12 protein-coding genes and 2 tRNA genes are annotated in these 12,816 nt (G+C 46.9%); 6 read left to right on the top strand and 8 right to left on the bottom strand.

Annotation, left to right across the window (positions count from 1 at the left end):
• Positions 1-3 precede the first annotated feature (3 nt).
• Genes rpsD through JFQ59_RS03815 form a run of 3 tightly spaced genes read left to right on the top strand, consistent with a single transcriptional unit; the run spans position 4 to position 1,723 of the window.
• Positions 4-525: a 30S ribosomal protein S4 gene (gene rpsD, locus JFQ59_RS03805; protein WP_202319082.1), complete on the top strand. Its 522-nt coding sequence runs from the start codon at positions 4-6 to the stop codon at positions 523-525.
• Complete coding sequence (locus JFQ59_RS03810; protein ID WP_202319083.1) at positions 525-926, top strand: 30S ribosomal protein S11; 402 nt, start codon at positions 525-527, stop codon at positions 924-926. Before rpsD ends, JFQ59_RS03810 begins: the two co-directional genes overlap by 1 nt.
• Complete coding sequence (locus JFQ59_RS03815) at positions 926-1,723, top strand: DNA-directed RNA polymerase subunit D (RefSeq protein WP_202319084.1); 798 nt, start codon at positions 926-928, stop codon at positions 1,721-1,723. The genes JFQ59_RS03810 and JFQ59_RS03815 overlap by 1 nt, the downstream gene beginning before the upstream one ends.
• On the opposite strand, the gene JFQ59_RS03820 is transcribed toward JFQ59_RS03815, so the two are convergent.
• On the bottom strand, positions 1,720-3,561 hold the full coding sequence (locus JFQ59_RS03820; RefSeq protein WP_202319085.1) for an aldehyde ferredoxin oxidoreductase family protein: 1,842 nt from the start codon (positions 3,559-3,561) through the stop codon (positions 1,720-1,722). The genes JFQ59_RS03815 and JFQ59_RS03820 overlap by 4 nt on opposite strands.
• 112 nt (positions 3,562-3,673) lie before the next feature.
• Between JFQ59_RS03820 and JFQ59_RS03825 the strand changes: the two genes are divergently transcribed.
• A complete protein-coding gene (locus JFQ59_RS03825) occupies positions 3,674-4,540 on the top strand; it encodes an SDH family Clp fold serine proteinase (protein ID WP_202319086.1) in 867 nt (288 codons plus the stop codon).
• On the opposite strand, the gene JFQ59_RS03830 is transcribed toward JFQ59_RS03825, so the two are convergent.
• Complete coding sequence (locus JFQ59_RS03830; RefSeq protein WP_202319087.1) at positions 4,537-5,481, bottom strand: TPD domain-containing protein; 945 nt, start codon at positions 5,479-5,481, stop codon at positions 4,537-4,539. The two genes, JFQ59_RS03825 and JFQ59_RS03830, sit on opposite strands and share 4 nt — an antisense overlap.
• Positions 5,481-5,747: an NMD3-related protein gene (locus JFQ59_RS03835; protein WP_330999837.1), complete on the bottom strand. Its 267-nt coding sequence runs from the start codon at positions 5,745-5,747 to the stop codon at positions 5,481-5,483. The genes JFQ59_RS03830 and JFQ59_RS03835 overlap by 1 nt, the downstream gene beginning before the upstream one ends.
• A 96-nt stretch (positions 5,748-5,843) precedes the next feature.
• On the opposite strand from JFQ59_RS03835, the gene hxlA reads away from it, so the two are divergent.
• Entirely contained in the window at positions 5,844-7,142 is a 1,299-nt protein-coding gene (gene hxlA, locus JFQ59_RS03840; RefSeq protein ID WP_202319089.1) for a 3-hexulose-6-phosphate synthase, read from the top strand.
• Positions 7,143-7,369: 227 nt separating this feature from the next.
• Here hxlA and JFQ59_RS03845 read toward each other — a convergent pair.
• Positions 7,370-7,451, bottom strand: a tRNA-Ser gene (locus tag JFQ59_RS03845).
• 129 nt (positions 7,452-7,580) lie between these two features.
• Here JFQ59_RS03845 and JFQ59_RS03850 point away from each other — a divergent pair.
• The gene (locus JFQ59_RS03850) at positions 7,581-8,969 is read left to right on the top strand and encodes a dihydrolipoyl dehydrogenase (RefSeq protein ID WP_202319090.1); all 1,389 of its coding nucleotides are present in this window, start codon (positions 7,581-7,583) and stop codon (positions 8,967-8,969) included.
• 80 nt (positions 8,970-9,049) lie between these two features.
• Here the strand turns inward: JFQ59_RS03850 and JFQ59_RS03855 are convergent.
• The 4 genes from JFQ59_RS03855 to JFQ59_RS03870 all read right to left on the bottom strand — a co-directional run bounded on the left by JFQ59_RS03855 (position 9,050) and on the right by JFQ59_RS03870 (position 12,721).
• Positions 9,050-9,139: transfer RNA gene (locus JFQ59_RS03855), tRNA-Glu, on the bottom strand.
• Positions 9,140-9,291: 152 nt separating this feature from the next.
• Positions 9,292-9,819, bottom strand: a complete 528-nt coding sequence (gene hsp20, locus JFQ59_RS03860) for an archaeal heat shock protein Hsp20 (protein WP_202319091.1) — start codon at positions 9,817-9,819, stop codon at positions 9,292-9,294.
• 23 nt (positions 9,820-9,842) lie between these two features.
• A complete protein-coding gene (locus tag JFQ59_RS03865; protein WP_202319092.1) occupies positions 9,843-12,029 on the bottom strand; it encodes a CDC48 family AAA ATPase in 2,187 nt (728 codons plus the stop codon).
• A gap of 20 nt (positions 12,030-12,049) precedes the next feature.
• Positions 12,050-12,721, bottom strand: a complete 672-nt coding sequence (locus JFQ59_RS03870; RefSeq protein WP_202319093.1) for an ArsR/SmtB family transcription factor — start codon at positions 12,719-12,721, stop codon at positions 12,050-12,052.
• Positions 12,722-12,816: the final 95 nt, after the last annotated feature.

A 12,816-nucleotide genomic window follows, 5' to 3' on the forward strand; every position in this document is an offset into this window, starting at 1 on the left:
TTTATGGGCGATCCAAAAAGACACCGGAAAAAGTACAGCACTCCGACCCATCCATGGGATAAGGCAAGGTTGGAGAAGGAAGTCCAGCTTGTTGTCAAGTATGGTCTTAGAAACAAGAGAGAGCTATGGAGATTCCAGAATCTGCTGAGAAAATACAGAAGAGTTGCGAGAGATTTGCTGGCAGAAATCGGTCTTCCGGGCAAGGAGGGTGAAATAGCAAAGGCGAAGGCCCAGACGGTAATAAAAAAGCTGCACAAGATGGGTATACTTCCTGAAAATGCCACTCTTGATGACATTCTGAATCTCTCTGTTGAGGATTTCCTTGAGAGAAGATTGCAGACAATGGTTTACAGGCAGGGAATTGCAAAAACGATCAAGCAGGCCAGACAGTTCATAACCCATGGTCATATTGCTGTAGATGGAAGAAAGGTGACATCTCCGAGCTTCATCGTTACAAAGGACCTTGAAAGTAAAATTTCATTGTATAAAAACTCTCCACTTGCAAAATCGTCTGAGGTGGTCTGATGGCGGAGAAGAAGAAAGGTGGGAAATGGGGGATTGCACACATTTTTTCCTCCTACAACAACACAATCATCACCATAACCGATATAACAGGGAGTGAGACCATAACCAGGATAAGCGGTGGAATGATCGTTAAGGCAGACAGGGATGAAGGAAATCCCTACACAGCAATGCAGGCGGCTCTGAGGGCAGCAGCCATCGCCAAGGAGAAGGGGATTGAGGGTGTGCACATAAAGGTCAGGGCTCCGGGTGGTAACAAGCACACAACACCTGGACCAGGAGCTCAGGCTGCAATAAGGGCTCTGGCAAGAGCTGGACTTAAAATTGGAAGAATAGAAGATGTGACGCCTATACCACATGATGGTACGAGACCACCAGGTGGTAAGAGGGGCAGGAGAGTTTGATGAGGCCTGAAATCGAGTTTTTGGAAGAGAGCGAATTCAAGGTAAAATTTATTTTAAAGAACGCCTCACCAGCTTTGGCAAACTCATTCAGGAGGGCAATGAAGGCACATGTGCCTGCTCTCGCTGTTGATTACGTGGATTTCTATCTGAACTCCAGCTACCTCTACGATGAAGTTATAGCACATCGTCTGGGGATGTTGCCGATAAAAACGGATCTTGAAAGGTTCAGCATGCAGGACAAGTGCGTCTGTGGTGGCGAAGGATGCCCAAACTGTCAGATCTCATTCAGACTGAATGTCGAAGGTCCCAAAGTCGTGTATTCGGGAGACTTCATAAGTGATGATCCTGAGATAGTATTTGCAATGGACAACATACCCGTTCTTGAGCTCTTCAAGGGTCAGCAGTTGATGCTCGAGGCTGTTGCGAGATTGGGGACAGGGAGAGAGCATGCGAAGTTCCAGCCAGTTTCTATCTGTGCATACAAGATTATACCAGAAATCGAAATAAACGAAAATTGCAATGGATGCAGAGACTGTATCGAAACCTGCCCAAGAGGTGTATTTGATATTGAAGGAGACAAAGTAAGAGTAAGGGACGTTATGAGCTGCTCCATGTGCATGGAATGTGTCGAGATCTGCGAACAGAATGCAATAGCGGTTAGAGAGACGAACAACTTTCTGTTCACCGTGGAGGGCACAGGAGCTCTTCCCGTCAAAACAGTGATGAAAAAGGCCCTTGAAATTCTGAGATCAAAAGCAGAAGAGATGAATAAAATAATAGAGGAAATAGTACATTAGGGAATTTCCAGCTCTTTCAGTTTTTCTTCTGTTGGTCTGCCGTCGACCCATCCACGTAGCTGGTAGTATTCTTCCTTCATTTTGTCCAGCTCAACCACCTGTCCCTTGGCAGGCCCTTCTTTAAGCGGTTCTTCGAGCAATCTCCTTGGGAGAGTGTCATACCTGCCATCGAATCCGAACCTGTTTATTATCATCCTTTCGAGGTTGTAAATTCTTTCTCCAATTCTCATTATTTCGTCCGCATTTAGATCCCATCCGGTTACCTTGGACAGCATAACGGCATAGTCATCCGCTCCCAGCGCGAATGTGGTGAACAGACAGTTCACTGCAGAATTAACAACGCATGTAAAGTCCTGAAAAGCCTTGACCCATGCCGCCTTCCCCTCATAGGTAAGCGGGTCTATCTTTTCCGGTAGCCCCACTATCTCCGGTGAGACCGTGTAGCCGGTAACATGGCACCCGCCCCTGTTTGCGGTTGCGTAGTTGAGGCCTATACCCTTAATTCCTCTGGGGTCGTAGGCTGGCATTTCAAGTCCTTTCACGCTCATCGAAAGGTCAGGAGCACCGAACATCTCAGCGAGCCTTTTGCTGCCGAGTGCCAGATACTTACCAAATCCGGACTTGTAGGCGGTTCTCCACACGGCTTCGACCATCGCACCATCTTTTCCGAACGACAGGTCAAGACCCTGCAGATCCTCATCCTTCACGTGGCCTTTTTCGTAGAGCTCCATTGCACAGGCAATCGTTGAACCCATTGATATCGTATCTAGGCCAAGCTCATCACAGAGATGGTTGGCCTTGATTATGGCTTCGAGGTTGATCACTCCGGTATCGTTTCCCAGAGCCCAGATGGATTCGTATTCAGGACCTTCCGTGTTGAATATCTGGAATGGGCCGGTTTTCACCTCCGTGGCTCTTCCGCACCCAATTGCACATCCCCAGCATGCAACTCTTTTTCTCAGATACTTCGCCTCCATTGTCTCTCCACTGATTTCGTCAGCCCTTTCATGATAGGCCTCCTGCCAGTTTTTGAACGGCAGAGCCCCGGCATTGTTGATAACGTTGACAAGTACTGCCGTACCGTATTTCGGCAACCCTTCGCCCGTAATCGGATTCTTTTTTATTTTATCCATGGCCTCTCTGGAAGCTTTTTTGAACTCGTCGGGTTCTGCGATTTCAGGCTTTCTGTCGCCCTTAACAACGATGGCCTTGAGCTTTTTCGAACCCATAACTGCCCCCACTCCTGTCCTGCCGGCAGCCCTGTGTTCCTCGTTGATTATGCATGCAAAGTGAACCAGATTTTCACCTGCTGGCCCAATACATGCAACGCTGCATCCCCCTCCAACTCTCTCTGTCAGCACCTTTGTTGTGTCAAACGTGTTTTTGCCCCAGAGATCATTTGCATTCTTTATCTCCGCAGATCCATCAGTAATCTCGAGATAAACTGGTTCTGTGCTCTTTCCCTCGACAATTATCATATCGTATCCGGCAAACTTCATGTATGGTCCGAATCTCCCTCCACTGTTTGCCGAGCCAATTCCTCCTGTAAGAGGACTTCTCAGGGTCATCACGTGGTATCTTCCCGACTCTGGAAAGCCGGTAACTCCAGTTGCCGGACCTGTTGCAAATATCAGAACGTTATACTCTCCAAACGGGTTGATGTCTTCAGGAGCCAGACCAAGTTTTTCGTACTCGGTAAGGTACTCATAGAGCAACCTTACAGCATAACCCTTTCCGCCGAGGTACTTTCTTGCTATTTCTTCATTAAGGGGCAGCTCATTGATGCTACCATCGGTCAAATTCACTTTCAAAATCTTGCCCATATACCCTCCAGCCATAAAATCACCATATTCAATTCAATTCATAAAGTTAAATAGTTTATGATATGTTTTGTCGTGCATAACGCTTCCATACGAAAACTATTTATCTTAAAATTTGTTAAAAAACTTAATGACCGGTTACGCAGACTCAATGGCATCACTGAGCGGTCTGGTGTGGATACTGCTTTTCCTTTACCTCATTTTCGCCCCGCAGCTTAAACACCAGAAGTTGCTGGTGGCCAGAAGAAGGCTGATGGAGGCCATTGGTAAGAAAAGAGGCAGCAATGTAATTACGATGATACACAGACAGGAGAGCATTGGATTTCTCGGCATCCCCATTTACAGATTCATTGATATTGATGACTCGGAGAAGGTTCTCAGGGCAATAAGGAACACGCCAAAGGACAAGCCAATAGACCTGATCATTCACACGCCGGGTGGACTCGTTTTGGCTGCAACTCAGATAGCAAAAGCTCTGCACGATCATCCGGCGAAAACCACAGTGATTGTCCCGCACTATGCCATGAGTGGAGGAACGCTTATAGCTCTGGCAGCGGACGAAATTCTGATGGACCCTCATGCTGTCCTTGGCCCTGTTGATCCCCAACTGATGAACTTTCCAGCTCCATCGATTTTGAGGGCTATTGAGAAAAAGGAACCGAAGGATATTGATGATCAGACACTTATCATGGCAGATATTGCTGAAAAAGCCATAAAACAGGTCAGAGAAACCGTTTTTGAGCTGCTAAAGAGTAAAATGGACGAGGAGAAGGCGAAAGAAGTTTCAAGAATACTCACAGAGGGAAGATGGACTCATGATTATCCTTTGACACTGGATGTCCTGAGGGGTCTGGGGCTGAATGTTTCAACTGATGTACCGGTCGAGGTTTACGAGCTTATGGAACTGTACCCTCAGCCAATGATGCAGAGACATCCGGGCGTCGAGTTCGTTCCAACCCCGAGGGGTAAAAACGGGCAGAGCATGATAAAATTCTAAATAACCACAACATCGAACCCCATATTCCTCAAAATTCTCAAAACTTCTCTCTTTTTATCGGTGAAGGCCAGTACCCGTCCTCTGGCGTATGCGTCCACAATCCTCTCCGCTGCAAGAATCGAGTTACTCTCGTTGGTTTCCACAAAAACAGCATCGAGTCTTTCGGCATACTTCTCATCCTTTGAGTCGGTAATGTAAAGAAGCATGTCCAGCAGAGAATTTCTGTATCCGTTTTTGAATTCCGAGCCATCACTAACTTCAAGTCCTTCAATGCACCCCAGCCAGTAGACCACAAGCCCTTCACCGAACATTTCGTGGTATTTGGAGTACTGCTTTCTCCAGTAGAGATCATGGCTTAGCGGATCCCCAAACAGTGCCTTGCTCTCTATCCATTTCAGCTTTTTGCCAAGGAATTCTACTGGTTCGTCGAAATAAAAGTCGGGGGTTTTTCTGAACAGCCCTTTCAGGTCCCTCTCTGTTTTGAATTCCAAACCCTTCTTCTCAAGTTCATATGCCAGAGCCATCTCTCCAAGCCTGCCTCTGGCCCTTTGAAGTCTTGCGGCAATGGGAGAGTACACGTAGTCTCTCAGCACGGCATCTTTTATCTTCTCTGCAAGTTGTTCATCCTCAACCGTATTTTCGGGATCTCTTAAAGCTCTGTTAATCGTTTTTGCAGAATAGCCCATTCCCTTCATCAAAAGTCTTATTTTCATCACTGGTGGCAGGGTCAGCCACTTGGGAAAGCTCTTGTTCCTCTCCCAGAAGTCCACGATCTCAGGAATTTTATCTGCGAATGTATGATACTTGCGTTTTACACTTTCGACCTTTTTCTGCTGAAGAATGCAGTGAAGCATTCCTCTTGGATACTGCATTTTTCCAATATCTCGGATGGTTCTAAGTTCCCTTCTGATTCTCCAGAATTCGTTCACGGAAACTCTCATCAGCATCCCCTTAAAGAGTAAACAAAAAGCACCCTAACCCTGCTTCCTCTCAATCCTGCATACTTTGTGCTCATCTTGATTCTGAACTTCATGGTCTTCCTTAGCTTGGAGATTAGTTTTCTGGCCTCGTTAACATCTTCAAAATAGATGTCCAGCCCATATCTGGAACTTTCTATTTTGGCGTTGGTTTTTAAAGCCATGGTTTTCACGATTTTAATTTTTTCGGGCTTAACATCCCTTACCTGTATAATGCAGGGGTGATTCACCACGAATTATATTCATCCGGGGGTTTTAAAACCTATCCTTCCACCGGACATAATCCCTTAAAAAAGATTAAATTTCCTGCAGAGCAATATCGTTCCATGAACCGACCTATCCTTCAGGTTGCTCTCGACCTTCTTGAACTCAAAAGGGCTGTTGAGATTGCTGGAGAGGCGATAGAAGGTGGGGCGAACTGGATTGAGGCTGGAACGCCATTAATTAAAAGCGAAGGTATGAATGCAATCAGGGAACTGAAGAAAAAGTATAAAGGTCACAAAATCCTTGCTGATATGAAAACAATTGATACCGGTGCTGTTGAGGTTGAAATGGCTGCGAAAAGCGGAGCTGATGTGGTTATTATCTTAGCCCTTTCCGATGACGATACAATTGCGGAGGCCATAAGGGCTGCGAGAAAATACGGCTGTGAAGTGATGGTTGACTTAATAAATGTTCCTGAACCTGTAAAAAGAGCGCAGGAGGTTGAAGAACTCGGTGTTGACTATCTTAATGTTCATGTCGGTATCGATCAGCAGATGAAGGGTCTGGACCCCCTCGAGGTCTTGGGCGATGTTGTGAAAAACGCATCCATACCGGTGGCGGCCGCCGGAGGACTTGATGCCGAAAGGGCAGCGGCATGTGTGGCGATGGGTGCAAGTATTGTCATCGTGGGGAGCAACATCGTAAAATCGAGAAATGTGACGGAGTCTGCAAGAAAGATAAGAGAGGCTATAGACAGGGCTTCCGAGAAAGCGGAGATTCGAATGGAAAGAAAAACCCTTGACGAGGAGATAAGGCGGCTGCTGATGGAGGTTTCCACCCCAAACGTGAGCGATGCCATGCACAGGGCAAGAGCCATGAACGGGGTTTATCCGCTTGTGCGGGGCAAGAAGGTGGTGGGTAAAGCTGTAACTGTAAGTACAATGGATGGAGATTGGGCAAAAACTGTCGAGGCCATAAACGTTGCTGGCGAGGGAGACGTTCTCGTCATCAAATGTTCGGGAGACACTGCGGCAGTATGGGGGGAGCTTGCCACGAGAAGCTGTCTGAACAGGAAGATTGCAGGTGTTATCATAGATGGGGCTGTGAGGGATGTTGATGACATCAGAGATCTCGGATACCCTGTGTTCGCCAGAAAGGAGGTGCCAAACGCAGGGGAGCCGAAGGGTTTTGGTGAAATCAATGTCAAGATAATCTGCGGTGGAATAGAGGTAAATCCCGGGGACTGGATCATTGCTGACGACAATGGGGTTATGGTAATTCCAAAGAGGAGGGCTTACGAGATAGCGAGAAGGGCATTGGAGGTCAAGAAATCAGAAGACAGAATTAGGGGGGAGATCGAGGAAAAAGGCAGAACACTGGCAGATGTTGTTGAGCTGTACAAATGGGAAAAGGTTCAGTGAACATTGTGGGTGTGGTCACTCGTATGGTGTATCGGTGTGAGTGATGCAACAACTAATCTGCTTTGATGATTGAAAAAAACAAAAGGCATTGAAGCTCATGCTGACTGGTGAGAGATGGGAAGAGTGGTGAAAGACTCCTGCTTCGAATCATCTACCTGCCTAGATTGTCGGACAAAATCTTTCGCATTCCTACAGCCCTCGTCATTTCCTTTTAACTCTGATAAAAACGCCGGGGGTGGGACTTGAACCCACGAGCCCTTACGGGCACCAGCTCTCAAGGCTGGCGCAGTGCCTCTCTGCAACCCCGGCAATAAACGTTCAACTTCGCAGATGTTTATGAAACTTTTGCTGAAAGAGTTGAAATCGTTTTAAGGGTACCATCTGGTGCTGACCACCACGGCCGCAAATAACTTATTGGTCACTGACAGTAAATTCTCAATGAAGAAATATGATGCAATTGTAATAGGTACGGGTTCGGGAATGATTGTTGTGGAGAGTCTCCTCAATGAAAAACCCGATGCCAGAATTGCCGTCATCGACAAGGATCGTGCGGGCGGAATATGTCTCACAAGAGGCTGCATACCTTCCAAGCTGATAGTCTCTCTGGCAGATGTTCTCTACGACCTTGAGAAACTTTCTGATCTCATCATAGCAGGAGTTGAGAGAGTTGATTTTGAGAAAGTAATGGAACGGATGAGGAACAGTATTTATCCTGAAAGCGAAGAGATAGAGAAGGCTCTTAGAGCTTCAGATAATATAGACTACTACCGGTCAATTGCCAAATTTAAATCCTCGCATGTACTTTCCGTTGATGGACAGGATATAACTTCTAAAAAAATTTTCATCGGTTCGGGATCCAGACCTCTTGTTCCAAAAATAAAAGGGCTGAGTGATGCCGGCTATCTCACAAGCGATACGATCCTGAACCTAAGGGAAATGCCTGACAGCCTCGCCGTCATAGGTGGCGGATATGTTGCAGTAGAGTATGGCAGTTTTTTTGCGAGAATTGGATGTGACGTCACGATTGTGGAGATGATGCCAAGAATACTGCACAGTGAGGAACCGGAAATATCGAGGGCGGTTGAGGATGAGCTTGTGCATCATGCGACCGTTCTCACATCTCACAGGGTTGTTGAGGTTAAAAGAAAGGAAGGTAGAAGGATTGTGGTTGCAGAAGGAATGAAGGGAAGAAGGGAGATAGAATGTGAGGAAATACTTGTGGCTGTTGGAAGAGCCCCCAATTCAGACATATTGAAGCCTGAAAATGCAGGCATAGAGACGACGAAGGACGGCTGGATAAAGGTTGATGAATACCTGGAAACGAACGTGCCCGGAATTTATGTGATAGGGGATGCCAATGGGAAGCACATGTTCAGACACGTTGCGAACAGAGAAGCCATTGTGGCCTACCTCAACGCCTTCCATAATGCAAAAATAAAAATGGACTACTCTGTCGTTCCGCACGCAGTTTTCTGCCAGCCCGAGGTTGCGAGCGTAGGGATGGGGGAGAAGCAGGCAGTTGAGAAATTCGGAAAGGAAAACGTTTTAGTTGGTTATGAAGAGTTCAGCTCGACTGGTGTTGGCATTGGCCTTAACCTGAGCGGATTCGCCAAAGTTATAGTGCACAGGGATGGCAGGATACTTGGGGCACACATAGTGGGAAGGTCAGCTTCCGTGATGATACAGGAAATAGTGACAGCAATGTCTATGGGAGTTCATTACCGGGCAATAACAAATGCTCTGCACATTCATCCTGCGTTGAGCGAGGTTGTGAGCAGAGCCTTCGGTAACCTTATGACTGTAGATGAATATCACCAGATATCCTGAACCCCGCAGGATCACCGGTATTGCGGAACATAAAAGCATGTCTCCGGGAGCCTTGTGTGGAAATAAAATTCAAAGGGTAATGCTCCGGCCGGGATTTGAACCCGGGTCGCCGGCTTTCTTCGGCAGACCTCGAAAGGCCGGAATGATTGGCCGGGCTACACCACCGGAGCTCTAGATTGCTAGTTTTGATGTGTTTATAAACTCTTCTGTTGGGCATAGCTGAACCCGGCCTGCTAGCACGAACATCACTCCAGCCATTGTAGTGGCATTCTGACAACTTTCTGCCCCTGGATAAATTATGTCAGCAAAAAAATTGGAGGGATCACTCGATCTTTATTCTCTTACCGCCCTTCTTTGGCGTCTTCTTTCTGAGGATTACCTCCAGCACTCCGTTGTTATATCTAGCCTTTGCAGAATCCGGTTCTACCTCAACCGGCAGTTCAACGGTCTCGTAGTATTTTCTGTTCTCCCCTTCAGCCCTGATTTCGAGGGATCTTTCAGTGGCATTCAGCTCAATGTCCTCTTTATTCACACCCGGCATCTCGGCTATAACCTGAACTTCATTGTCTGTCTCGATCACATCTACCAGTGGCTTTCTCTCCTCTATGCCCGTATCCCTGATGGTTGGCTTTGTTCCGAATTCTCTGATTTCAGGCTTCCCATCTGGACCGATTCTGATTGAGAATCCTCTGACTATTGGCTTTATTTCACCCATTTCAGCTTTTCTGAACACTTCCTCAATATCTCTCATCATTTTTTCGAAGATGTCATCTATCCTGAACCTTCCAAAAAACTCGTCAAATATGTCCCATTCATCATCCCAGTCTCTTCTTCTCCTCCTCCACACCATATCTCATCACCTCCTCAAAAATTTTAAGCATACATTCTGTGAAAGTCTTCAATCATTTTTTCATACTTCTTTATGTCTTCTTTGGTAAGGCTGGGCTTCACTTTCTTCAACGCTTCTTCGAAATGTCTCCGGGTAATCTTGAGTTTTTCAGCAGCTTTTTTAGCTTCATCCTTTGTCATGCCCGGTTTTATCAGCTCTCTTATCGCCAGCATTCCTGCTTCTCTGCATACTGCCTCGATGTCCGCACCGCTGTATCCCTCAGTCATCTCTGCTAGCTCCTCAATGTTTACGTCATCAGCAAGCGGTTTTCCTCTGAGATGGATCCTGAATATCTCTTCCCTCGCCTTTTTATCGGGAGGCGGGATGTAGATGTGCCTCTCTATTCTTCCCGGTCTGAGCAATGCGGGGTCGATCATGTCCGGTCTGTTAGTTGCCGCAATTACTATCACGTCCTTCAGCTCTTCCAGACCATCCAATTCAGTGAGCAACTGGCTTACAACTCTTTCTGTCACATGCGAGTCCCCGATGCCTCCTCTTCTTGGTGCCAGGCTGTCTATCTCATCGAAGAACAGAACACAGGGGGCAACCTGTCTTGCCTTTCTGAACATCTCCCTGACGTGTTTCTCGCTCTCACCCACCCATTTGCTGAGGAGTTCTGGTCCTTTCACGCTTATGAAGTTTGCATTGCTCTCATTGGCAACAGCCTTCGCCAGCAACGTCTTTCCGGTTCCAGGAGGTCCGAATAGCAGTATTCCTCTCGGCGGTTTGATGTTTGCGGCTCTGAAGACGTCCGGATACTTCAAAGGCCATTCAACTGCCTCCATAAGCTCCTGCTTTGCATGCTCCAGACCCCCAATATCTTCCCACTTAACACTGGGAACTTCCACAAGTACCTCTCTCATTGCCGATGGCTCAATGTTCTTCAATGCCTCCATGAAGTCGTCTCTTGTCACCTTCAGGTTTTCAATTATCTCTGCAGGGATTTCCTCTGCCTCAATGTCCAGCTCCGGTATCACCCTCCTCAAAGCGTGCATTGCGGCCTCCTTGCAGAGAGCCTCGAGGTCCGCACCGACAAATCCATTTGTCAGATCCGCCAGCTCTTCGAGGTCGACATCCTCTGCAAGAGGCATCTTCCTTGTGTGAATTTCGAGTATCTCCTTTCTTCCTTCCTTGTCCGGCACTCCAATCTCTATCTCTCTGTCGAATCTTCCGGGTCTTCTCAACGCTGGATCAAGAGAGTCCGGACGGTTGGTAGCACCAATGACGATCACCTGCCCCCTAGCTTCAAGTCCATCCATGAGGGCGAGTAGCTGAGCCACAACTCTTCTCTCAACCTCACCAGTAACTTCCTCTCTTTTCGGAGCAATTGAATCAATTTCGTCGATGAATATTATTGCCGGAGCGTTCTCCTTTGCCTCCTCGAAAATTTCTCTCAACCTCTGCTCAGACTCACCGTAATACTTGCTCATTATTTCCGGACCGCTTATTGTTATGAAATGTGCATCAACTTCATTGGCAACGGCCTTGGCAATCAGAGTTTTGCCGGTTCCGGGCGGACCGTAAAGCAGCACACCCTTTGGCGGATCAATTCCGAGCTTCTGAAAGAGTTCGGGGTGCTTCAGAGGCAGCTCTATCATCTCTCTGACGAGCCTAAGTTCTCTCTTCAGACCTCCGATGTCCTCGTAGGTGACGTCGGGAACTGCCCTTTTAACTTCTTCCACCGGTTTTTCCTTCAGCTCAATTGCGGTTTTTCTTGAAACCACAACCACTCCGGAAGGTTTTGTGGCTGTGATCACAAAGGTCAGCGTGTGACCGAAAACTTCCACCCTTATTTTCTGCCCCCTGATAACCGGTCTTCCCTCCAGCAGTCTTAGCAGGTATGCTTCACCACCCATCAGCCTTACAGGCTCTGTAGGTGCTAGAGTGACTTTTTCAGCGGGTTTTGGCTTTACCTTTCTTACCTTAACCCTGTCGTCGATACCCACCCCAGCATTACTTCTGAGATTGCCGTCTATCCTGATGATACCCGTGCCCCTGTCCTCCGGATAGCTGGGCCATACTATTGCCGGTACCGAGCTTTTTCCCACTATCTCCACTATGTCGCCACTTTGCAGTCCGAGCTTCTCCATTACTGCAGGATCGATTCTTGCGATCCCCCTTCCAACATCACGATAGTAAGCTTCAGCAACTTTCAAACTAATATCCTCCATATTCGAATCACCTCCAAATTTTATTTAATTATCCATATTAATTCACCATTTCTTTCCTCCTGCTTTACCAGTCCCTTTTTGCTGAGGGAAATCAGGGCTCTTTCTACTTCTCTGTAAGGGAGTCTGAAGCACTCTGCAATTTCGGCAGCACTTCTCAGTCCTTTTGCGAGTCCCAGCATCACAAGTCTTTCAAGGTCGTCGCTGAGAACTCTTTCAACCTCATTAAGCATTCTCTCTACGATTTGATTGAATCTGGCGGCAAGAACACTCTGAACCCGTGAAAATCTGTTTTGCAGATCCTCTGCGACTCTTAGAGCCCTGTAGATCTCAGATATGGACTCAGTTCTTAACTTTTCAATCATGTTGAACTCGTTTCTGATTTCCCTCATCAGAGATGGGATATCATAATCTTCACCGTCTCTTATCGTGGCTTCGAATTTATGGGGAGATATTACAACTTCGAGGCGGATACTCTTTGGGATATAGTAGTATCTTCTTCTTCCCTCTTCAAAACTTGCAACTATGCCGGACTTCTCCAGCTTCTCCAGATGCTCAATTACAACCTTGGGCGCCATGCCGAGATAATATGAAATCTCACTGACGTAGCAAGGCTTTTTTGAAAGCAGTTCGAGTATCCTTCTTCTGCTTTCGTTTCCCAGTATTTCAAGCACACTTTCCGCCTCGCTTACCATCCACCTCACCATTTTACTTTAGTTACTAACTTTATGTTAGTAAACAAGTATATAAAGTTTTCGCTTTGAGATGACCAAAACAGACAAATAAACAT

Source organism: Archaeoglobus neptunius (assembly GCF_016757965.1).
In the GTDB taxonomy this organism is placed as follows: domain Archaea; phylum Halobacteriota; class Archaeoglobi; order Archaeoglobales; family Archaeoglobaceae; genus Archaeoglobus; species Archaeoglobus neptunius.

Excerpts from the sequence above, each read along its gene's own strand:
- rpsD (WP_202319082.1), top strand. The coding sequence starts at position 4 with ATGGGCGATCCAAAAAGACACCGGAAAAAGTACAGCACTCCGACCCAT.
- JFQ59_RS03810 (WP_202319083.1), top strand. The coding sequence starts at position 525 with ATGGCGGAGAAGAAGAAAGGTGGGAAATGGGGGATTGCACACATTTTT.
- JFQ59_RS03815 (WP_202319084.1), top strand. The coding sequence starts at position 926 with ATGAGGCCTGAAATCGAGTTTTTGGAAGAGAGCGAATTCAAGGTAAAA.
- JFQ59_RS03820 (WP_202319085.1), bottom strand. The coding sequence starts at position 3,561 with ATGGCTGGAGGGTATATGGGCAAGATTTTGAAAGTGAATTTGACCGAT.
- JFQ59_RS03825 (WP_202319086.1), top strand. The coding sequence starts at position 3,674 with ATGACCGGTTACGCAGACTCAATGGCATCACTGAGCGGTCTGGTGTGG.
- JFQ59_RS03830 (WP_202319087.1), bottom strand. The coding sequence starts at position 5,481 with ATGAGAGTTTCCGTGAACGAATTCTGGAGAATCAGAAGGGAACTTAGA.
- hxlA (WP_202319089.1), top strand. The coding sequence starts at position 5,844 with ATGAACCGACCTATCCTTCAGGTTGCTCTCGACCTTCTTGAACTCAAA.
- JFQ59_RS03850 (WP_202319090.1), top strand. The coding sequence starts at position 7,581 with ATGAAGAAATATGATGCAATTGTAATAGGTACGGGTTCGGGAATGATT.
- hsp20 (WP_202319091.1), bottom strand. The coding sequence starts at position 9,819 with ATGGTGTGGAGGAGGAGAAGAAGAGACTGGGATGATGAATGGGACATA.
- JFQ59_RS03865 (WP_202319092.1), bottom strand. The coding sequence starts at position 12,029 with ATGGAGGATATTAGTTTGAAAGTTGCTGAAGCTTACTATCGTGATGTT.
- JFQ59_RS03870 (WP_202319093.1), bottom strand. The coding sequence starts at position 12,721 with ATGGTAAGCGAGGCGGAAAGTGTGCTTGAAATACTGGGAAACGAAAGC.